The sequence below is a fragment of the Kitasatospora sp. NPDC088779 genome (assembly GCF_040685395.1).
Classification (GTDB): domain Bacteria; phylum Actinomycetota; class Actinomycetes; order Streptomycetales; family Streptomycetaceae; genus Kitasatospora.
In genome coordinates, this window is record NZ_JBFBHW010000031.1 from 13,294 (window position 1) to 35,228 (window position 21,935).

Below are 21,935 nucleotides of genomic sequence, written 5' to 3' on the forward strand. Positions count from 1 at the left end.
GGAGCGTATCCCTCCCATGGCCGTGCCTCCCACTTCCTCCTTATCGACCTCGACCTCGACCTCCTCCCCGGATCCTCTCCGCTGGAAGGCGCTCGTCGTCCTGGCCGTCGCCCAGTTGACGGTGGTGCTCGACGCCTCGATCGTGAACGTCGCGCTGCCCTCGATCCAGCGGGACCTGCACTTCGCCGACTCCGACGTCCAGTGGATCGTCAACGCCTACGCACTCGCCTTCGGCGGCTTCCTGCTGCTCGGCGGCCGGACCGCCGATCTGCTCGGACGGCGGCGGGTGTTCATGACCGGACTCGGCCTGTTCGCCGCCACGTCGCTGCTCGGCGGTCTCGCACCGACCGCGGGCCTGCTGATCGCCGCGCGGGTGGGGCAGGGCCTCGGCGCCGCGATCATCGCGCCGGCCGCCCTGTCGATCGTCACCACGACCTTCACCGAAGGCGCCGAACGCAACAAGGCCCTCGGCATCTGGGGCGCGCTCGCCGGAGCGGGCGGTGCCATCGGCGTGCTGCTCGGCGGTGTGCTCACCCAGTGGGCGGGCTGGGAGTGGGTGATGTTCGTCAACGTGCCGATCTGCGTCGTCGCCGCCGTCCTCACGCCGGGGTTCGTCCGCGAGAGCCGCGGCCACGAGCGCACGGGCATCGACTTCGCCGGTGCCGCACTGGTCACCGGCGGTCTCAGCGTGCTGGTCTACGCGCTCGTGGACGCCGAGCGGGCGGGCTGGGGCTCGGCCAGGACCATCGGGCTGCTGGGCCTCGCGGCCGTCCTGCTGCTGGTCTTCGCCCTGGTCGAACTGCGCCTCGTCAAGCACCCGGTGATGCCGTTGCGGATCTTCCGCAACCGCAACCTCTCCAGCGCCAACGCGGTGTCCCTGCTGGTGGGCGCCGCGCTGCTGTCGATGTTCTTCTTCATCTCCCTCTACCTCCAGCAGGTGCTCGGCTTCTCCGCGCTGGAGGCCGGACTGTCCTATCTGCCCTTCTCGGCGGCGAGCATCGTCGCCGCCGGTGCGGCCTCGCAGCTGGTGACCAAGGTCGGGCCCAGGCCCGTCCTCGCCTGCGGTCTGGCGCTCACCGCGGTGGGGCTCCTGCTGTTCACCCGCATCCCCGCCGACGGCACGTTCGCCGGGGACGTGCTCCTGCCCTCGGTGGTCGCGGCACTCGGACTCGGGTTCTCGTTCGTGCCCGTGACCATCGTCGCCGTCTCCGGTGTGACACCGCAGGAGTCGGGTCTCGCCTCCGGCCTCATCAACACCACCCAGCAGATCGGCGGCGCGCTCGGCCTCGCCGTGCTCTCCTCGGTGGCCAACGCCCGTATCAGGGAGCTCCTTGAGGGCAAGCAGGCCGGTGGCCCGGCCACGGCCGACGCGATGACGGAGGGCTTCCGGCTCGCGTTCGCCGTCGGGGCGGGCTTCGCCCTGCTCGGCGTGCTCATCACCCTGCTGGCCGTACCCAGGGGCGAGCGCTCCGTGCGCGAGGACGTGCCGGTCACTCCGGTCTGACGAACGGCGGCCTCCGGACGCGCGACCGAACAACGGCGACCGAACGGCGGCGACCGAACAACGGCGACCGAACGGCGGCCTCCGGACGCACGAAGGCGCTCACCCTGCCCTCGACGGCTACGGGGTGAGCGCCCTCGCGTGCTCCCTGTACGACGGTGCGCGGCGGTGCGCGGCGGTGTACGGCGGTGCCTCGGTAGGGACGGTGCCTCAGTAGGACAGCCCCGGGCAGTACACCCCCTGCTGCGGCGCCGTGTACGAGCCGCGCACCACCAGCGTCTCCAGCCGCTCCAGGGCGATGCCCCGGGTGCGGAACGCCCAGCTCAGGGTCTCGGGCAGCAGCCGGCCCGGGATCCGCAGCCGGGGCGGCGCGCCGTCGGGGACGGCCCGGCGCATCAGCTCGCCGGCGCCCGTGTACAGCGCCCGTGCCGCGGCCTCCGAGGCCGCCGTCAGATGGCCCAGGTCGGACAGGCCCGTGGTGTAGCCGGCGAGCGCGCCGCTCGACCGGTCCACGACCACGTACGGCTGCGACCAGCCGAAGGCCCGCTTGGCCGCCATGTGGATCTCTCCGTCCCGCGCATGGCCGTTGACCGAGCGGTACAGCTCCTGGCACGCGGTCACGTCGTCCTCGGTCATCGCGCGCACCGTGAAGCCCGCCATGTTCGCCGGGGTGGGCGGCGCGTACCCGGCGACCAGGGACAGCTGCTCGTACGGGACGAAGCCGAGCGAGGAGTAGAGCCGGTACGCGCCCAGGTTGTTGGTCACCTGGACGGCCCGGACCGAGTCCCGGTCGTGCCGGGCGGCCGCGCCGATCACCTCGTCCATCAGCAGCCGGCCCACACCGCCGCCCTGCGCGCCGGGCGCGACGCTGAGCGGGCCGAAGGCGGCGACGGACTCGCCCAGGACCAGGAAGTTGGAGCCCGTCACGGAGCCCGCGCCGTCGACCGCCACGTAGGCGAGGCAGCCCGGGGCCGCGAGCCGGTCCCGGAACATCTCCGTCACCTCGTCCACCGACGACCACTCCGGAGCGAGACCGAGCGAGGCGTTCAGGGTGTTGAAGGCCTCGAAGCAGATGCCCGCCATCGCCGGAAGGTCCTCCCACGCCGCCTCCCGGACCCGGAAGGCCTGCGCGCCGCCGTCCACGGCGTCGCCGCCGGGAAGGTGGCCGGCGCCCGGCTCGGGGAAGTAGCCGACGCCCGGTTCGGGGAAGCGGCCGGCGCCCGGTTCGGGGAAGTAGCCGACGCGGACGAAGAACCCGACGTACTTCTCGAAGAGTTCACGCGTCATCGGCGGGCAGTCGACGCCGGTACCGGCCAGCAGCTCCCGGGTCTGCGAGGTGTCGACGGACAGGTAGTGGTTGCGTCCGCTGTAGATGGTCGATTCGAACGCGTCGATCATCGGGACCATCGCGTTGTCGCGGTCGGCGCGGATGCGCCGCACCCAGGCGTCCCAGCGGAGTTCGTCCAGGTGGTAGCCGAGGGAGCGGAGGGATTCGGTCATCGCGGAGAACGGGAGGTGCGTCCCGTTGGCGAGGTGGTGGTTGCGGCCCGCCGCCCGGTCGTCGCGGGACAGCCGCAGGATCGCCGCGCTGACGTGGTCGACCGGCACCAGGTGGAAGATGCCGGCGGGATCCTGCGGTACGGCGCCGGCCTGCACGATGCCCTTCATGCTCAGCCAGACGAAGTCGTGGGTCTGGCAGAAGCCACGCTCCGAGTCGCCGGAGATCTCGTCCACCCGGTAGACCGAGACCGGCAGGCCCCGCCCCCTGGCGAGTTCGATGATCTGCTCCGCCACCAGTTTCGTCTGCCGGTAGCCGGACGACAGCGCCTCGGCGGGGCCCGGCGGATCGGTCACCTGGAGGGCCTGCCCGGGGACCGCCTCCGCGGCGAACACACCGGTGGACGAGACGTGGTGGACGGGCACGGTGCGGTGCCGTGCGGCCAGGCGCAGGATCTCCGCGGTGCCCGTGACGTTCGCGTCCTTCAACGCCGAGTACGGGTAGAGGCCGTTGACGGTCGCGGCGGCGTGGTAGACGCTGTCCACGCTGCGGGCGAGGGCGTCGAAGCGTTCGGGGGCCAGCCCCAGCAGCGGCCGGGCGAGATCGCCGACGACCACGGACAACCGGTCCGGGTCGATGCCGTCCCAGAACTCGTACCACTCCAGGTTCTTGCGCAGCCGCGCCCACGCGTCCGCCTCGTCGGCCCCGCGGACCAGGCAGTGCACGGTCGCACGGGTCGTCCGCAGCAGGTCGCGCAGCAGGTACGCGCCCAGGAACCCGGTCGCACCGGTGAGGAGCACCTCCCGCGGGTCGTCCGCGACCCGGATCACCTCGTCGGCGGGGGAGACGTCCGCCGCCAGGACGACCTCGGCGGCGAAGTCCACCGCGTCCTCGTCGACGCCCGGCGTGGCGGACACCGCGGCCAGCACCTTCGCGAGCAGGTGGTCGGCGAGCACCGCCGGGGTCGGGTGCTCGAAGACGAGCGTCGGGCGCAGGCTCACCCCGCAGAAGTCGCTGAACTGGTTGCGCATCTCCACGGCCATGAGGGAGTCGACGCCGAGTTCGAGGAACGGCACGTCGGGGTCGATGGCGTCCGCGCTGTCATGGCCGAGCACCGCCGCGATCCGGGTGGCGATCCGGTCCACCATGTGGAGCAGCTGCTTCTCCTCGTCCAGTCCGGCGAGCACGCCGGCCAGACGGGCGGCGACCTCCGGGTGCTCACCCGGCTTGAGCACCCGCCCGGACGGGGTCGTCTTCTCGGCGGTCTCCCCGGCGGTCTCCCCGGCCGTATCCGCGGCCGTCTCCCCGGCCGTCTCCCCGGCCGTCTCCCCGGCCGTATCCCCGGCCGCCGACTCCACGGCCACGGTCGGTACCGGTGACGCGGCGGGGGCGGCGAGTGCGGGCAGCCAGTAACGCTTGCGCTGGAAGGCGTAGGTCGGCAGCGTGACGTGGCGGGCGGCGGTGCCGTCGAAGAACGCCGCCCAGTCGACCGGGACGCCGGCGGTGTGGAGCGCGGCGGCGACACCGACGGCGGTCGCGGCACCGGGCCGGTCACGCCGGGAAACCGGCAGCGCACGGTGGCCGCCCGTGCGGCCACCCCCGTCACCCCCGTCACCCCTGTCGGCGTCGTCGGCGATCTGACGCACCAGGGCCGTCAGGGACGCGTCCGGGCCCAGTTCGACGAAGGTGTCGGTGCCCCGCTCCCGCAGGGTCCCCACCGCGGCGGCGAACCGGACGGCCGAGCGCAGCTGCCCGGTCCAGTACGCGGGTGTCAGCAGTTCCGCACCGGCGACGGCACCGGTGACCGTGGAGACGATCGGCACGTCCGGCGTACGGTAGACGACGGTCCGGGCCACGGCCTCGAACTCCTCCAGCACCGCGTCCATCCGGGGCGAATGGAAAGCATGACTCACCGTCAGACGCTTGGTCCTGCCGCCCCGTTCGGACACCGCCCGGGCGACCTCCGCCACGGCGTCCTCGTCGCCCGAGACCACGACGGACCGGGGCGCGTTCACGGCGGCGATCGCCAGCCGGGACTCCCGGCCGGCGAGCAGCGGCAGGACCTCGTCCTCCGTGGCCTCCAGCGCGATCATGGCACCGCCTTCGGGCAGCGCCTGCATCAGCTCGCCCCGGGCGGTGACCAGCCTGGCCGCGTCCGCCGGCGAGAACACCCCGGCGACGTGCGCGGCGGCCAGCTCGCCGAGGGAGTGGCCGGCGAGCGCGTCGGGACGCACCCCCCAGGATCGCAGCAGCGCGAACTGCGCGACCTCCAGTGCGAACAGGGCGGGTTGGGCGATACCGGTGCGATGGATGCGCCCGTCGTCCGCCGCGTCGCCGGCGGTGAGGAGCAACTGCCTTACCTGCGGCGCCAGATGGTCGCACACCGCGTCCAGCGCTTCGGCGAACACCGGGAACGCCTCGTACAGTTCACGGGCCATGCCGGCCCACTGGGAGCCCTGGCCCGTGAAGAGGAACGCCGTGGTCCGGGCGGCACCGGCGTGATCCGTGGTCAGCCCGGCCGCGGGCTCGCCCTCCGCGAGCGCGCCGAGGACGCGTAGCAGGCCCTCCGCGCTGTCCGCCCCGTCCGCGCCGCGACCGAGGTCCGCGACGACGGCGGCCCGGTGTTCGAGCCCGGCCCGGGACAGTGCCAGGGTGCGCCCCACGTCCACGGCATCCCGCTCGGGCGCCGCGCGCAGGAACGACTCCAGCCGGCGGGCCTGGTCGCGCAGCGCGGCCGGGGACTTCGCGGACAGCAGCCACGGTACGGCGGTGAGCGCCCGGACCGGGGCCGGGGTCTCCTCGGCCGAGGGGGAGTGCGGCGCCTCCTCCAGGACGACATGGGCGTTGGTGCCGCTGATGGCGAAGGAGGACACCCCGGCGCGCCGGGGCCGTCCGTCGGCCGCCGTCCACGGCCGCGCCTCGTCGAGCAGCCGTACGTTCCCCGACGACCAGTCGACGTGCGGTGACGGCCGGTCCACGTGCAGGGTCGCCGGGAGTACGGCGTGCCGCATCGCCTCCACCAGCTTGATGACACCGGCCATGCCCGCGGCGGCCTGGGTGTGGGCGATGTTGGACTTCACCGAGCCGATCCACAGCGGCCGTTGAGGGTCCCGGCCGCGCCCGTACGCGGCGAGGATCGCCTCGGCCTCGATCGGGTCGCCGAGCGTGGTCCCCGTGCCGTGGGCCTCGACCAGGTCGACCTCGTGCGCGGCCACCCGGGCGTTGGCGAGCGCCCGGCGGATCACCCGCTGCTGCGCCCTGCCGTTGGGCGCGGTGAGCCCGTTGGACGCGCCGTCCTGGTTCACGGCGCTGCCCCGGATCACGGCGAGCACCCGGTGGCCCGCCCGCTGCGCGTCCGAGAGCCGTTCGAGCAGCAGCACCCCCGCGCCCTCGCCGAAGGCGGTGCCGTCCGCCGCGCCGGCGAAGGCCTTCACCCGGCCGTCCGGGGCGAGGCCCCGGTGCCTGCTGAAGGTGATCATGTCGTCCGGGGTGGACATCACCGTGACCCCGCCCGCGAGCGCGAGCCGCGACTCACCGGAGCGCAGGGAGCCGCAGGCCAGGTGGAGGGCCACCAGGGACGCGGAGCAGGCCGTGTCGACGGTGACGGCGGGGCCGTGCAGACCGAGGGTGTAGGCCACCCGGCCGGACATCACGCTGCCCGAGGTGGCGAAGCCGAGATGGCCCTCGTACTCGGACCCGGGCGCGGCGAGCGTGCTGTACGTCTGTCCCTTGGTGCCGACGAAGACGCCGGTCTCCGAGCCGGCCAGGCCGGTCGGATCGACGCCCGCCCGTTCGAAGACCTCCCACGCGACCTCCAGCATCAGCCGCTGCTGCGGATCCATCGCGGTTGCCTCGCGCGGGGCTATGCCGAAGAATCCGGCGTCGAACGCGGACGGGTCGGCCAGGAAGCCGCCGCGCGCGACGTAGCTGGTGCCGTGGTGGTCGGGGTCGGGGTCGAACAGGGTGTCCAGCGCCCAGCCCCGGTCGGCGGGGAAGTCCGAGGTGGCGTCCCGGCCTGCGGCGACGAGGTCCCACAGCTGCTCGGGCGACTCCACCCCGCCGGGGAAGCGACAGGCCATGCCGATGATGGCGATCGGCTCGGCGCCGTCCGGGTCGGGCCCCGCAGGGGTCGTACGCTCGGCCGGGAACGCTTCGGCGGCCGTGCGGGTGCCCGGCGGCTCCGGCGGCTCCGATGGCTCCGTCAGCTCGGAGACCAGCCGGTCCGCGAAGGCGGCGGGCGTCGGGTGGTCGAACACGGCGGTCGCCGGGAGCCGCAGCCCGACCAGCGCGCACAGTTGCCGCCCGACCGCCACGACGGCGAGGGAGCCGAGGCCGAGGTCCACGAACGGCCTTGTGGGCGTGACCCGTTCGGCTTCGACGCCGAGCGCGCGCGCCACCTCGGCGCGGACCAGGTCCAGCACCGTCCGGGCCCGCTCGGCCGCCGTGAGCGCCGCGAGACGGCTCGCCCACTCGCCCCGGTCGGGCTCGGCCCCGCGCTCCCCGTGCTCCCCGGGCCCGCCGGTGGACGCCGTACCGAGCAACCGGGCATCCGCGTCCGCCAGCAGATGCCGGGTGACCTTCCCGGACGCGGTGCGCGGAACGCGCTCGACGGCGTACACCTTCTCCGGCACCTTGAAGAAGGACAGCCGCGTCCGGCAGTGCTCGAACAGCGCCTGGACGTCGACGCCTTCGGGACCGGGCACCACGTACGCGACGGGCACCTCGCCGAGCACCTCGTGGGGCTCCCCGCCCACCGCCGCGTCGGCCACGCCCGGCGCCGCGCGCACCACGTCCTCGATCTCCACGGGGTGGATGTTCTCGCCGCCCCGGATGATCAGCTCCTTGAGACGGCCGGTCAGGGTCACCTGCCCGAGGGCGTCCCGGCGGGCCAGATCGCCCGTGCGGTACCAGCCGTCCCGCAGCACCTCCGCCGTGGCGCCGGGCTGCCCGTGGTAGCCCAGCATCAGGTTGGGGCCGCTGACCCAGACCTCGCCCTGCTCGCCGTCGGGCACCTCGGCACCGGAACCGCCGTCCACCAGGCGGATGTCCACCCCCGGAACGGGCGGCCCGGCCGCCCCGGCGACCCGGTCGCCCGTCGGCCGGTTCGAGGTGATCGCGCCGGTCTCGGTCGATCCGTACTGGTCCACCAGCGGGACCCCGAACGCCTCCTCGAAACGGCTGCCGAGGGAGGCGCCGCCGGCCGAACCGGCGACGAACCCCAGCCGCAGCGAAGGCAGCCGGGTGTGCTCCTGGCGGGCGCGGTCCAGCAGGTAGTGGTACGTCGTCGGCACCCCGGCGAGGAAGGTCACCCCGTCGTCGCGCAGGGCGTCCAGCACCTCGGAAGGGGCGAAGCCGCTCATCAGCCGGGCGCCGGCGCCCACGGCCACGACCGCCATGACGCACAGGTTCTGGCCCAGGCCGTGGAACAGCGGCATCGGCCACAGCAGCCGGTCGTCCTGCGTCATCCCGAGCACACCCACGTGGCAGGCCTCCACCAGCCACAGCGAGCTGCGCAGGGAGTAGAGCACCCCCTTGGGACGGCCGGTGGTGCCCGAGGTGTAGAGCATCCAGGCCGGAGCGTCGAGCGGGTTCTCCTCGGGCGCCGGCCCGTCGTACGGGGTGGCCGCGAGCGTCTCGTACGCGGTGATGTCGTACCCGGCGGTGTCCGCGGTGTCCGCGGTGTCGTGCGCGGTGGCGCCGGGGGAGTCGCCGGTGAGCACGATCGAGGGCCGGGGCAGGCCGGACGCGGCCACCGCGCGCAGCAGCACGTCGAGCCGTGCCGGGTCGCACAGCACCACCGACGCCCCGGAGTCCCGCAGGAAGTGGACCAGTTCGGCCTCGGACGCCTGCGGATTCAGCGGCACGGTGATGCCGCCCGCCCGGATGACGGCGAGGCAGCTCTCCACCATCTCCACGCTGTTGCCCATGAGGACGGCGGCGCGGCCGTCCTTCTCCAGTCCCAGCGCGGCAAGCCGGCCGGCGAGCCGAGAGGTCCGCAGATCCAGTTCCCGGTAGCCGACGCCCCGCCGGGCGTCGGTGAAGGCCACCTTGTCCCCGATCCGGGCGGCGTGTCCGCCGAGCAGTTCGGACAGCGGACGGATCAGCGAAGGGGTCGTGTCAGGAGCCATGTCATCGCACCTCTCGGCTCTGTGTTCAGCGCTTGGTAGACGGTTGCGGTCGTGCCGTCAGCGAACGGCCAGCACGGTCCTGGTCGGGCAGGAGAACTCCAGGGAGCCGTCCGGCCCCGCGAGCACCCGCAGCGCCTCGCGCGCCTCGTCGGTCGCTTCGGCCACCCGCTCCGCGGGCACCAGGTCCCACTGCACGCGGGTGGTCACGGTCTTGGTCCACGCCAGGTAGTCGTCGATGGTCTCGAAGCGGGAGTCCGCCGGGACGTGGCGGATCCGCACATCGCTGAAGCCGGCGGTGAGGAAGGCGGCAGCCGTGGACTCCTCACCGGCCAGCGGGCCGCCGAGGCCCAGGACCACCTGCCACGGGTCGTCCACACCCTCGGGGAGGTGCTTGGCGAGCACTCCGGCGAGGATCTCGGCGGACTCCCAGCCGGCGGCCAGCCTGCCGTTCTCGGTGGGGAAGGTGGTCGCGGCGAACCTGCCCCCGGGGCGCAGCGCCGCGACGGCGCAGGACAGGGCCTTCTCCGCCTCCGGCAGCAGGAACAGGACCATCCCGGCGCTCGCCGCGTCGAACGGCTCGGCGAAGGCGAAGTCCTGGGCGTTGCCCAGCTCCGCGCGGGCCCAGCCGGACACCCCGCGGGCCGTGATGTCGGCCGTGCAGGCGTCGACCATGCCCTGGGCCTGGTCGATGCCGAGCACGAAGCCCTCCGGCCCCACCGCGTGGGCGATCGGGAACAGGCAGGCGCCGCGCCCGCAGCCGATGTCGAGCACCCGCTCGCCCGGCGAGAGCTCCAGGGTGTCGGCGATCATCTTCCCCAGCGGGTGGAAGATCATCTGACCGGCGGACTCGTACTGCTCGGCGGCCTTGTCGTAAGCGTCCCTCACCAGTGAGGTGATGCGGAGGTCCTCGGTCATGACGCGCTCTCTTCCTGTTGTTCCGGGGTCAGCGGATTGTCGGACGTCACCGGCCGCACGATGCAGCCGAGACGGAATTCGGCACAATGCGTTTCGTCCGCCACGCGCCACCACAACTGATCCGGGGTGGGCAGCATCTCGGACACGACGACTTCCCCTCCGGGAAGTCGCGCGATATCGATCACCGACAGCGGATCGGCGAAATCGACGTACAGCGGCTTGGGCTCGGCCGGATGCTTCACGTAGACGTGGCGCGGAATTCCCCGGGCGGCCCGGAGTCGCTGCACGGACAACCACTGGGTGACGGTGTCCGCGGTCTTCTCCGGAGCCCTTTCCGGAATGCTCAGCCGCCAGCGGGCCCGCTGGACCACGACACCGTCCACCACGATCCTGGGGGTGTACGCCCCGAGGTCGACCGGCACCGGGACCAGCGCGGGCCGGGACACCGCGCGGTGCAGCGTCGACGACAGGTCACCGGGGTAGAGCAGCCGCCGCCGGCCGTCCACCACCACCGCGTCGGCCGAAGCGGACACGACGGCATCCGCGATCGGCACCACGTCGGCCCGGTCCTTGCCCGAGAGGCCGCTCAGTTCGATGGCGGCACCGGGGAGTTCGGGGGTCACGTGGGCGCTGCGCCGGCGCGAGACGATGGTCGCGGCGGTCCCGGACGGCACGGCTCGCGCCACCCGCTCGGTGAAGCCGGCCCACAGCCCGTCCGGGTCGCTGTGCAGCGGACGCTCCAGCCCCCCGAAGATCGAGCTGCAGTCGTCGTGCAGCTCCGAGAGCACCCAGTCGGCGGTGGCCGGGTCGGGGCCCGCCACCATCAGGTCGGGGCTCGGCAGGCACGCGTCGTCGGGGCCGTACGTCACGGTGTCCCACAGCGGCGCCAGCGCCTCGGCCAGTTCGCTACGGCTCAGCTCCACGACCGGGGGGCGGCCGTCGGTCGTTCCCGCGGCCTCCACGGCCCGCCCGACCAGCCGGCGCAGCACCGCGTCCAGCCGGTCCCGGCGCGGTGAACGAGCGGGTATCTCCCGTGCGGCCAGTGCGGCGAGCGGCGCCGGGGCGCCCGCCAGCTCGGCGCGCAGGGCGTCGCGGGCGTCCTCCCTGGCCAGCAGCGCCGCGAGGAACACCAGCGGGAACACCGCCTCGGTGACCTCCCGGATGCGCTCCACGACCGGCGCCCCGAAGCCGACCCGCTCGCTCAGCGGACTCGACCTGTCCTCGTGGAACAGCTCGCGGTCGGCGTAGTGCCGTCCGCTGTCCTGCGAGACCCGCCCGCCGTCCGCCGCGCGGGCCGCCCGCACGGCGAGGAGGTGCGCCGCCCGCTCGGGCCAGGGCGCCTGCGCGTACGTGTCGCGGACCTCCGCCAGGTCCACCACCGTGTCCGCGGGGTGCTCGGCCGCCAGCCTGGTCAGCGCGTGCAGCTCGGTCGCCGGCAGCCGCCAGGGGGAGACGACCAGCGCCGGTCCGAGTGCCTTCACCAGCCCGGCGGCGTACGCGTCGTCCGCCCCCGCCCGATGCGGGGCCGGCACGGGGCCGGCGGCGCCGACGAGCGAGTCGAGCCGGCTCCCCGGCGCCGCGGCGGCGGCACTCCACAGGGCCAGCGCGGGCGCCGCGACCCTGAACCTGCGCCCGTCCACGGCCCGTTCCAGCACCGGGGACGAGTCCGGCCGGCGGAACAGCGGGCTGGGCCACACGCGCTGCCGCGTCAGCGGCACCTCGCGGGCGGCCTGCTGCCGCAGCTCCTCCACCAGCCAGGCACTCGCCTCCACCACGACCTTCTCGCGGCCGGGCGCGCCGACCAGCAGGGTCTCCTCCTGCCCCGGCACCAGACGGCCGAACAGCACCGGGCCGAAGAACGAGACGGTCTCGCACTTGGTGGCGAACCGGCGCAGATAGCGGTGCAGGGTGTCGACCCGGCGGCGCAGGGTCTGCGGCAGGGCGCCGCCCTCGTCCCGCGCCTGCGCCCAGCCCGGGTGCGTCAGCGGCGGGGTCTCCAGGGCCGTGTGGTGGAACGAGGGGTTCGACACGAACACGGCGTGCCCGAAGTCGTCGCGGCCGGCGGCCCGTGCGGTGTGCAGCCGGGCCCGCAGCAGGGCCGCCGCCAGCTCGGTCCCGGCCGCCGCCAGCCGCTCGTCGAGCGCGGCGACCAGGGCGTTCCAGCGGGGCGCCCAGTCCGGCGCGCCGGTCGCCGCGAGGACCGCTGCGCACCGCTCGTCCAGGGGCGCGCCCCCGTCCACCAGCCGGCGGCAGCTCTGGAGGGCGCGCAGCGACCGCTGGCGCGGTTCGACCGTCCGTACGGCCTTGCGCAGCCCCGGCCACAGCAGGTCCAGGAAGTGCGCACGCTCGGCGGCGACCGCCTGCTCCGCCGCGAGCACCCCGGCGGCGGTGCCGAGCAGTTCCTCGGACGCGAGCCCGTCCAGGAGCCCGGCGGGGAAGCCGGTCGCGCGCAGCAGCGACCAGGGCATCATCTCGACCGATAGCTCCCCGTCGCCCGCCCGCACGTTCCATGTCAGTGACGCTGTCAGTGACGTTGCCGGTGACGTTTTCAGTGACGTTTTCAGTGACGTCATGTCAATTCTCCAGACTGGTCTCGCTTTTCGTCGGAGACTCCGGTAGGAAGGAAAAGGCCAGGGAATTGTCCGGCCATCCGGCCGGCGGCGATCCAGGCCATTCGGAGGGGAAAGAGAAGATGCGAATCTCGTCTCGGATCATGCGTGGTTGTCGCGAAAGCGTCGAACGCGCCGAACACGAACTGATCGCGCTGTCGAGGAGTATTCACGCCGAGCCGGAGACCGCGTTCAAGGAGCACCGCAGCGCCGCCAAGGTGAGCGGCCTGCTGCGGGACGAGGGGTTCGAGGTGGTGCCCGGCGCCGGCGGCCTGGACACCGCGTTCACCGCCCGCTACGGCAGCGGCCCGCTCACGGTCGGGCTGTGCGCGGAGTACGACGCGCTGCCGGGCCTCGGCCACGCCTGCGGCCACAACATCATCGCCGCCTCGTCGGTGGGCGCGGCCCTGGCGCTGAGGGACGTGGCCGACGACCTCGGCATCACCGTCATGGTGCTGGGCACCCCGGCCGAGGAGGAGGGCGGCGGCAAGATCGCCATGCTGGAGGCCGGTGTCTTCGACGAGGTGTCGATGGCGATGCTCGTCCACCCGGCCCCCGAGGACAACTGCGCTCCCCGCCCCCTCGCCCTGGTCGAGCTCGAAGTCCGTTACACCGGACGCGAGTCGCACTCCGCCCTCGCCCCGCACCTGGGCGTCAACGCCGCCGACGCCCTGACCGTGGCGGAGGTCGCCGTCGGCGTGGGCCGCCAGCACTTCGAGCCGCGGCAGCAGGTGCACGGCATCGTGACCAGGGGCGGCGAGGTGCCCAACGTGGTCCCCGCGCACACCAGCGCGCTGTACAACCTGCGGGCCGCCGACATGGAGTCCCTGGGGCGCCTGGAAGCGCGCGTCAGGGCCTGCTTCGAGGGCGGCGCCGTCGCCACCGGCTGCACTCACGAGGTCCGCTCGACACCCGCGTACGCCGAACTGGCCCACGACCCGTTCCTGGTGGCGGCCTACCGGGCGGCGGCGACCGAACTGGGCCGCCCCCTGGTGTCCCCGGAGGAGGAGCGCGCGATGCCCACCGGCAGCACCGACATGGGCAACGTCAGCCGGGTCCTGCCCAGCGTGCACCCCAGCATCGGCATCGACAGCGGCGGCGCGGTCAACCACCAGCCGGAGTTCGCCCGGGCCTGCGTGACCCCGGCCGCCGACCGGGCGCTGCTCCAGGCATCCGTCGCACTGGCCTGGACGGCGGTGCGGGCCGCCGAGGACGACCAGGCCCGGGAGCGGCTGCTCACGGCCCACGCGGCTCGTCGTGACGCGGGCCGCACGGCCGGCTGACCGCCGCCGTCCGGACCCGCCCGGCCGGGCGGGTCCGGACGCCCCGGCCGCGGCGGTGCTGCGGCGGAGGCCGCCCGGTGCCCCCGCGGGTGCGGGGCGTGCGGGGGTCACGGAAGCCGCACCACCGTCTCGCCCTCGGCGGTGTCGATGTGCACCGCCGAGATGCGGGGGCCCGCCGCGGGGTCGACGAGGACGTCGAGCGCGGCGAGTCCGGGCCACCGGTCCGCCCAGTCCCGCTCCGGCGCCGGGCCTGTCTCCAGGAGCCGCAGCGACGTCGGGCACACCCGGTGCCCGGCCGCCTCGAGATCACCCGGCACCCGTGCCGCGCGCGCCTGCGGGTCGCCGTAGCTCAGGAAGAACGGCAGTACCCGGCTGCGCCACGACAGGTCGAACGCCGCCTCCGCCCACGGCACGCTCAGGCCGTCGGCCCGGACCGACTCGCCGCGGAAGAGGTCCGGATCCGCTCCGGTGACCGTCTCCACCTCGCGCGCGGTGGACTCGATGTCGTCGGTCAGTGCCGCCCAGTTGAGGAAGTCCGGCCCGTCCGCGGTCCGTTCCAGGAACAGCCGGCCGAAGTCCTCGCCCGCCAGCCGCCGTTCGTCGTGGGTGACGAGCAGTTCCAGGTACTGCACGTCGGGCGTGTCGAAGGGCACCACCCAGCTCGCCGTGCCGTCCGGGTTGGGGCTGCCGTCGGTGATGCCGAACCCGTACTGGTCCCACAGCAGTTCGCGCAGCGGCTCGATGGTCCGCGCGCCGAGGATCACGTGGTCGATGCGCATCAGGAGGCACCGCCCAGGGCGTGCGAGGGGCACATGCTGTACGGCAGGGCCTCCCAGTCGTCGCCGACCAGGCCGGCGGCCATGCCCTTGCCGGTGGCGCGCGCCGAGAGCAGCCCGTGCCCGGCGTGGCCGGCCGACAGGAAGATCCGCTCGTGGCCGGGCAGCGCGCCCGCCAGCGGCCGTCCGGTGCCGGACACCGGGCGCAGTCCGGCACGGAGCTCCACGGGCACCGAGTTCGCGAGCCCCGGCATGACGGTCGTGGCGAACCGCAGCAGGTGCGCGATGCCCTGGGTGGTCACGTGCTCGGCGAACCCCGTGTCCTCCTCCGTCGCACCGACGATCACGTCGTCACCGACCCCGGGCGCGAGGTAGTAGGCGGAGGACAGGATGCAGTTCAGCTCCTCGTCGGTCCGCAGCACCGCCATCTGCCCGCGCTGCGGCCGGACTCCGGTCGCCTCGGCCAGGCCCTTGCCCGAGCTCCAGGCGCCGGCCGTGATCACCACCCGGTCCGCGCGGAGCGTCCCGTCGGAGGTCACCACCGAGACGGCCGCGCCCTCCTCGCGCACCTCCCGGACCGTGACGCCCTGCCGCCAGTCGACGCCCCGGGCCAGGCACCGGCGCCGTACGGCGTCCAGGTAGCGGCGGCCGTCGATCATCAGCCCGTCCGGGTCGAGGAGGTAGCGCCTGCTGGTCGGCAGCTTGAGCCCGGGCGCGGCCTGCGCGAGGGCGCCGCCCTCCACCCAGTCGCCGACGCCGAGCCCGCTCAGCACGTCGCCGTGGGCCTCCACGTCCGTCTCGCGCAGGGCGCGCAGGATGGGCCTGGCCACGCTGAACGCGCCGTACTCCGGCTCCAGCCGGGCGACGTCGGCGTCCAGGTCCCGCTTGGCGGTCCGCAGCCAGTCGTAGAACTCCCGGTCGGTGAGGTAGCGCAGCGAGGGAACCGCCACCCCCGCCGCGCGGTTGGTCGCGTGCCCGGGTTCGGCACCGGAGTCGAGCACCCGGACCGACGCCCCGCTGTCGCTCAACTCCTCGGCGAGGCAGGCGCCGACGATCCCTCCGCCGATGAGCGTGAAGTCAGGGGGTGATGACGGTGACGACGGCATGTCCTGCACCTTCCATTTCGGCCGCGCCGGCGAGTACCAGCGAGCGGGTGGTCACGTCGCTGTCGCTGTGGACAGCCATGGGCGGGCCAGCCAGGCCGCGGGCCTGGCGCAGCAGGTGGACGGGCTTGCCCCGCAGGGCGAGGCGGAACCAGCCGCCGGGCCGGTCCGCGACCCTGGCCAGGCACTGGAGCCGGACGGTGCCGTCGCCGTGGTAGCGCTGGAGGCCCTCCACGCACCAGACGAGTTCCACCGCGTCCGGGGGCACCTCGGCCCGGGGCCCGCCGAGTTCGAGCCGGGCCAGCGGCGGCGGGCCGAACCCGCCGGTGTCGTGGTCCCACACGGCCCGGCCGAGCGCGATGCCCTCGGCGAGCGGGGGCGGCGGGCAGATCCGGCCGCCGTCGACCAGGACGGTGGCCGCCGCCGGGTCGCCCCGGTCGTCCAGCCCCGACTCGGGCGGCGCCGACGGCAGATCGGTCAGGGTCAGCTGCGGCAGTATGCGCCGCCCCGCCAGCCGGGCAGCGGTCGCGCGACCCCCGCGCGAGGTCAGCGAGAAGGCCGCACCGGCCACCAGCACCGCCGCCGCGGAGGGCCGCAGCAGCAGTGGCCGCTCGCGCCAGTCGTCCGGCGGGTCGGCCGGCACGAACGGCTCCGAGAGCGCCCCGAGTTCGTTCCAGGGCAGCGCCTCCACGAGCCCGGCCGGATCCCCCTGGCCGCTGGTGCCGAGCAGCACCGGACCGCCGGGGGTCTCGACGCGGGCCAGCAGCTCGGCCCGCCTCGACACCGGCAGGCCGTCGCCGTCACGCCACTCGTGGACCTGCGCCACCGCGCTCTGGAGTCCGGCGACGGCCGACGCCGTCCGCTCGGCCGCCTCGGTGAGCAGCAGCCCGGTCTCCTTGCCCGCGTCCTGGTCCGCCGACCCGGCGACCCGGCGGGAGCCGGTGACCCGGCCCTTCGCGTCCCGTTCGAGGCGCAGGGTGTCGAGCGAGACGGTCAGCCGCGCCGCGCCGCGGGTGGGCGTGACGATTCCGGAGGCACGTGTCCTGGTCTCAGCCACGGGCCACCGCCCGCAGCCCGACGAGTCCGGCCGGCAGCCGGAATCCGGCGTTGGCGAACGACACCGGCACCGGGTACTGCCCCAGCTTCCCGCAGCCTCCGGTGGCCCGCAGGTAGGCGGCGACCCGGTGCTCGTAGGGCCGCAGGCCCGCGAGCACCCGCGCTCCGTCACCGGTCACCGTCAGCGGGCCCAGCCGGGCGGTGCTGCCGTCGACGCGGTGCAGCAGGGAGAACGGGGCGTGGAAGACGAAGGCGCCCGAGGCGATGTTCATCATGTCCAGCCGCAGCCCGTACGGGGCGATCCAGTCGCCCGAGGGCGGCTCCGGCTCGGCCGCAGGCTCGATCAGGGCCACGGTGTGGGTCATCCGGGGGATCGCCGGATGCCGGTAGCTCTGTTTGCGCCCGTGGCCCGTGCCGGGGCCGCCGCCGAGCAGGGCGGCGAGCGCCCGGTCGGTCATCGGCCGCCCCACCGTGCCCCGGTCGATCAGCCGCAGGGTGCGGCACGGGGTGCCCTCGTCGTCGAACGGACTGCGGTAGCCCGGCCCGTCGTGCGCACCGCCGTCGACCACCGACAGCCACGCGGGTGCGACCCGCCGCCCGGCGCGCGCCCCGAGGTAGCTCGTTCCGGACGCGACCACGTCGGCTTCCATCGGGTGCCCGACGATCTCGTGGAAGAACGCCCCGGCGAGACCGGGCAGCAGCACGAGGTCGGCGCCCTCCGGGAGTTCGGTGGCGAGCGGCAGTGCGAGGCGTTCGCGCACCGCGTCGGCCGTCCGCACGGCCGCGTCCCTCAGCCCGTCCGGGGCGGAGCCCGCGGGGGCGCACAACAGCGACCGGGAGTGGACGGTGCCGTCGTCGCCGGTCAGCCTGGTCTCCAGGGTCGTGACGATCCGCTCCGTGGTGGCGACGCGGTCCGCGCTGCCGGCGGCGACGTGCTGCTGGGCCACACCCAGGGTCAGCTCCGCGCCGGTCTCGGCGGCGATCCCGGCGAGCTCGGCGCGCAGCTCGGGGGTCAGCTCGAACAGCGGCCGTTCCTGCACCTCGCGCAGCGCGTCGGCGGCCTCGGGGCCCGCTCCGGCGGCGCCCGAGGCCAGCAGGTCGTCGCCGTCGGCGAAGCGGTGCTCGGTGAAGCCCCGGTCGAGGTGCCGTTCGACGCTCATTCCGCGCACCGAGGTCCGCTCGGTGGAGACGGCGCCGTCCGGGAGCACGTCGGCCCGCATCCGCAGCGAGTGCTCGGCGAAGAGCGTGGTGTGCGTCATCGCGTGCTGCTCCCGTCGCTGCTGGTGCTGCCGTCGCTGTTCCTGCTGCCGCTGCTGCCGATGATCTGCATCCGCAGCTCGCTGGTGTAGCGCCGGCCCTCGCCGTCGCGCAGCCACAGCTCGTCCGGCCCCGGCGCCATCCGCTCCACGCCCAACTGCTCGGCGCCGCGCGCCACATGGCTGACCAGGTCGGCCGCGAGCGGTGAGGCCAGGTCGATCAGGTACGGCTTGCGCTCATGGGCGCTGCGGCAGAAGACGAACCGCGTTCCGGTCTCCCGGGCCAGCCTGCGCAGCGCGAGGAACCGCGCTTCGGGTTCCGGTGCCGCGAGCGCCGCGGTGGGCACCTGCCACCGGGACCGCTGCAGGACGACCGACCCCAGGGTCACTTCGGGCTGCGCGTCCTCGGTGGTGAAGGTGGGGTGGAGCAGCTGCGGATGCGAGAGGGCGGCGATCGGGGCGTACTTGACGAAGTCGCTCAGCGGGACGTACGCGCTGACAGCCTTGCCGTCCGGATCGTGCAGGGTGACGTCGTGCGGCCCGATGCGGACGGTGAGGTCCTCCGGCTTCAGCAGCTCCGGCTGATCGTGGTCGGTCCAGGTCAGCGGGCGCATCGCGACCTCACGGCCGGGGAAGCGGTAGTAGCCCTTGTTGCGGCGCCCGAAGTCGAGGCCGACGACCGCGCCGTCCTGCGCCGCCGTCCAGGCGGCGGCGTCCGCGCCGAGCCGGTCCGGATCCGGGTGCATCGTGCTCAGCCAGCTGCGCACCAGCAGGTGGTGGTGGGCGCGGGAGAGGACGAGCGGGGCGGCGGCGCCGAGCCCGGAGGCGTCCGGCGCCGCGGGGCACAGGTCGATGACCGCGTACCGGTCGCCGTCCAGCGCCCCGGCCTCCTCGGTCAGCCGCTCGACCTCGGACCGCCAGTCGGCGCCGGGGTAGACGGGTGCGTGGGCCGCCTGGAAGGTGCTGGTCGAGTCGGACCGGCTCGCGGCCGCTCGGGTCGCGTACGTGAGGAGGTCCAACTCCGTGGCCGGCGCCCCGACCGGGACCACCGCTCCCGCGGTGCCGTCCGTGAAGGCGTCGCGCACCGCGGCCGCCGCCGCGCGCTGGGCGGCTTGCCCGTGCGCGGCGCACACCTCCATCACGGGGGCGAGCTGCCGCTCCCAGTCGCCGACCAGCCCGGCTCCGAGGGTCAGCGCGAAGGGCGACGCGCACTCCTCGAAGAACACGGCGCGGTCGGCGTACGCCGCACCAGCGCCCCGCCTGGCCGGCCTGCCCGTGAACTCGGTGAACCGCTCCTCCAGGGCGGCGACGGCGGCCGCCTTGCGCTCCAGCGACACCTCCGCCAACTCGCCGATGAGGGAGGAGAGTTCGGCTGTCCGGTCGAGCCACAGCTCGCGGGCCGGCGAGGCGGGCAGCGCGGAGAGCTGGTCCCGCAGGGTCGCGAGGGGCTCCAGGTCGTAGTCGCCGCCGCCGAGGCCGATGGTGACGGCCTCCTCGGCCACCAGCCGCATCAGCGTCCTGGCCACGTCGCGGGCCGGCTGCCCGGCGGCGCGCACCACGTCGCGGAACACCGTTCCGTCCGGGGCCACGAGCGGCAGCAGCGGCTCCCGCGCCGCGTCACCACGTCCGGTGGAGTGGAACGCGAGATGCGGAAGGATCTTGGGGTCCCGGGCGATCGCCGTGGCCAGCGCACGCGCCGCCCAGTGCGAGAAGAACACCCGGCGGACACGGGGCACGTCGTCGCGCAGTACGGCGCCCTCACCCTCGCCCACCGTGCCGTACGCCATGGGCCCGAAGAAGCTCACCGTCTCGTTCTTCGCGCAGAACCGCTGCACGTACGTGAACATCTGCCGGCGCACCCGGCGCCAGCGCGAGGTCAGCGGGCCTTCGTACGCCAGCAGCGGGAGCAGCATGTTGCGGTACGCGTCCGGGTTGGACAGGAACACGGCCTCGGAGACCCCCGGATCCGCCAGCAGGTCCCGCAGCCGCTTGCCGGCCTCGTCGTCGGCCTGCCGGCAGGCGAGCGCGTAGCGTTCCCAGGCGTCGGCCCAGGCGCTCACCGCCCGGCTCCACTGCGCCCCGCCGGACGCCGGCAGCTGCCGCGCCCGTCCGCGCAGCACGTCGGAGCGCAGCGACTCGGCGCGGGGCCCGCTGAACTGCGCCTCCACCAGCTCCAGGACGGTCCGCTCGCGGTCGAGCAGCTCGTCCGCGAGTTCCAGCAGGGAGTGGGGCGCGCCCAGCTCCTCCAGCCAGTCGAACGGCATTCCCGCATGGCGCAGGATGAACTCCCGCCCGATGCGCCACTGTCGGCTCACTGGCTCCTCCGCATCACACCGGCCTGGACCAGCCGGTCGGTCAGTTTCCTTCGGGCACCGTCGCTGATCCGGTCCAGGACGGCGGTGTCGCCGGACGAGAGCCGCTCCACGACCGGCGTCAGCTTCGGATGCAGCCGGAACGCGCTGCCCGTCCGCAGGTTCACCACGAACGAACCCGGGCCCTGGCCGTCCGGGCCGGGCCCCTCCCCGGCCACGACGGCGGCCGACGGCTCCCACACCGAGGTCCCGTCCGGTGCGGCGAGCACGCAGCAGGCGAACCGGCCGGGGAACAGGTCGGCCACGGCACCGAGTTCGGCGTTGAGTGCGCCGATCGCCGCGGTGCGCGCCGTTTCGTCGAGCGTCCCGGGCCCGCTGAACCGGTCCCAGCGGGGCAGATCGTGCCCCGGGGCCGGGTGCCGGATCAGCGGCACGCCGTTCCAGGCCTGCGGTGCCGCACCGCCACCGGCCGTCGGCAGTCGGAACGGGCTGAGCCCCGCGAGCCGGGGGCCGGGCCCGGACAGCAGGCTCCGCGCCGTGCCGGTCGTCTCCTCGGCACTCACCCCGGGCGCCCCGACGAGCAGTTCGACCCGGAGCAAGGCCCCGTCCGCCCCGTCCGCCGCGTCCGCCGCGTCCAGGACGGCCCGCAGATCGGTACGGCTGCCGTCCGCCCCCGTCACCTCGGCCCAGGACTCCAGCCGTGCCACGGTCAGCGCCGCGCCCCGGCACTCGCGCCACGCCCCGGCGGGCAGCGCCGCCGCCTCGTCCGGGGCCAGCCAGCCCGCCCAGGGGGCGCCGGCCCGCCAGTCGGCCGCGCGGCGGACCCAGCGGACCGGCGTGCCGTCCCCCGACCACTCCTCACCCAGCCGCCAGGCCGGAGCCCAGTCGTCGAAGCCCGCCGCCGCCGAGAACGGGGCGAGCGCGCGCAGCGCCTCCCGGTGCGCGGTGGCGAAACGCCCGCACAGCACGACCCTTCCGGGGCCGAGCGCCTCCAGGAGCACCGCGGCCGCCGGGAGTTGCTGGTCGGTCTCGATCACCAGGTGCACCCGCCCGTCCGGGGCCGCCGCACGTGTCCACCGCGCCTCGGGCCCCAGCAGCTTGGTCCGCTGCGCGGCCAGCACCACATCGGCCCCGCACTCGGTGGTGCCGTCGACGAGTTCCACGTCGTCCGCGGCCAGCCGCAGGGCCGGATCGGCCTCGCCCGCCAGCCGCAGCGCCATGCCCATGGCCCGCAGCCGGCCCGCGCCATGGCCGCCCCGCGCGGTGACCAGCGCGGTGACCCGTGCGGCGGCCCGCGCGAACAGCGCCCTGGTCCGGTCCTCCGCGGGGTCGCTCCCGCCGCGCCTGCCGAGGGCGTAGTCGTCGGCCAGCGCGGCGAGTGCCCCGGTGCCCGCGAGGCGTGCGACGAAGTGCGCGTTCACGTCGATCAGTTCGTCGTCCGGCCCGAGTTCCGGTTCCAGACTCGGATCGAACAGGGGAGGGAGCACCACCCGGCGCG

11 protein-coding genes are annotated in these 21,935 nt (G+C 74.6%); 2 read left to right on the forward strand and 9 right to left on the reverse strand.

The window, feature by feature from the left end; translation table 11 throughout:
- Positions 1-16 precede the first annotated feature (16 nt).
- Entirely contained in the window at positions 17-1,504 is a 1,488-nt protein-coding gene (locus AB0P03_RS26025) for an MFS transporter (RefSeq protein ID WP_363631033.1), read from the forward strand.
- Positions 1,505-1,711: 207 nt separating this feature from the next.
- Here AB0P03_RS26025 and AB0P03_RS26030 read toward each other — a convergent pair whose 3' ends face one another.
- From AB0P03_RS26030 to AB0P03_RS26040, 3 genes are read right to left on the reverse strand one after another with little or no spacing between them, the layout of a single operon-like run.
- Complete coding sequence (locus tag AB0P03_RS26030) at positions 1,712-9,127, reverse strand: thioester reductase domain-containing protein (RefSeq protein WP_363631035.1); 7,416 nt, start codon at positions 9,125-9,127, stop codon at positions 1,712-1,714.
- Between the two features lie 57 nt (positions 9,128-9,184).
- Positions 9,185-10,042: a methyltransferase domain-containing protein gene (locus tag AB0P03_RS26035; protein WP_363588654.1), complete on the reverse strand. Its 858-nt coding sequence runs from the start codon at positions 10,040-10,042 to the stop codon at positions 9,185-9,187.
- Complete coding sequence (locus AB0P03_RS26040; protein WP_363631037.1) at positions 10,039-12,513, reverse strand: lantibiotic dehydratase; 2,475 nt, start codon at positions 12,511-12,513, stop codon at positions 10,039-10,041. Before AB0P03_RS26040 ends, AB0P03_RS26035 begins: the two co-directional genes overlap by 4 nt.
- A 242-nt stretch (positions 12,514-12,755) precedes the next feature.
- Here AB0P03_RS26040 and AB0P03_RS26045 point away from each other — a divergent pair, with 242 nt between their 5' ends.
- The gene (locus AB0P03_RS26045) at positions 12,756-13,934 is read left to right on the forward strand and encodes a M20 family metallopeptidase (RefSeq protein WP_363631039.1); all 1,179 of its coding nucleotides are present in this window, start codon (positions 12,756-12,758) and stop codon (positions 13,932-13,934) included.
- A 107-nt stretch (positions 13,935-14,041) separates the two neighbouring features.
- On the opposite strand, the gene AB0P03_RS26050 is transcribed toward AB0P03_RS26045, so the two are convergent.
- The 6 genes from AB0P03_RS26050 to AB0P03_RS26075 are packed head-to-tail and all read right to left on the reverse strand — an operon-like array spanning position 14,042 to position 21,927.
- Complete coding sequence (locus AB0P03_RS26050) at positions 14,042-14,713, reverse strand: VOC family protein (protein ID WP_363586667.1); 672 nt, start codon at positions 14,711-14,713, stop codon at positions 14,042-14,044.
- On the reverse strand, positions 14,713-15,816 hold the full coding sequence (locus AB0P03_RS26055; protein WP_363631041.1) for an FAD-dependent oxidoreductase: 1,104 nt from the start codon (positions 15,814-15,816) through the stop codon (positions 14,713-14,715). Before AB0P03_RS26055 ends, AB0P03_RS26050 begins: the two co-directional genes overlap by 1 nt.
- Entirely contained in the window at positions 15,788-16,870 is a 1,083-nt protein-coding gene (locus AB0P03_RS26060; RefSeq protein ID WP_363631043.1) for a hypothetical protein, read from the reverse strand. Before AB0P03_RS26060 ends, AB0P03_RS26055 begins: the two co-directional genes overlap by 29 nt.
- Complete coding sequence (locus AB0P03_RS26065; RefSeq protein ID WP_363631045.1) at positions 16,863-18,128, reverse strand: metallopeptidase TldD-related protein; 1,266 nt, start codon at positions 18,126-18,128, stop codon at positions 16,863-16,865. The genes AB0P03_RS26060 and AB0P03_RS26065 overlap by 8 nt, the downstream gene beginning before the upstream one ends.
- Entirely contained in the window at positions 18,125-20,440 is a 2,316-nt protein-coding gene (locus AB0P03_RS26070) for a lantibiotic dehydratase (RefSeq protein ID WP_363631047.1), read from the reverse strand. Before AB0P03_RS26070 ends, AB0P03_RS26065 begins: the two co-directional genes overlap by 4 nt.
- Positions 20,437-21,927, reverse strand: coding sequence for a hypothetical protein (locus tag AB0P03_RS26075; RefSeq protein WP_363631048.1), 1,491 nt, complete (start codon positions 21,925-21,927; stop codon positions 20,437-20,439). Before AB0P03_RS26075 ends, AB0P03_RS26070 begins: the two co-directional genes overlap by 4 nt.
- Between the last annotated feature and the right edge of the window lie 8 nt (positions 21,928-21,935).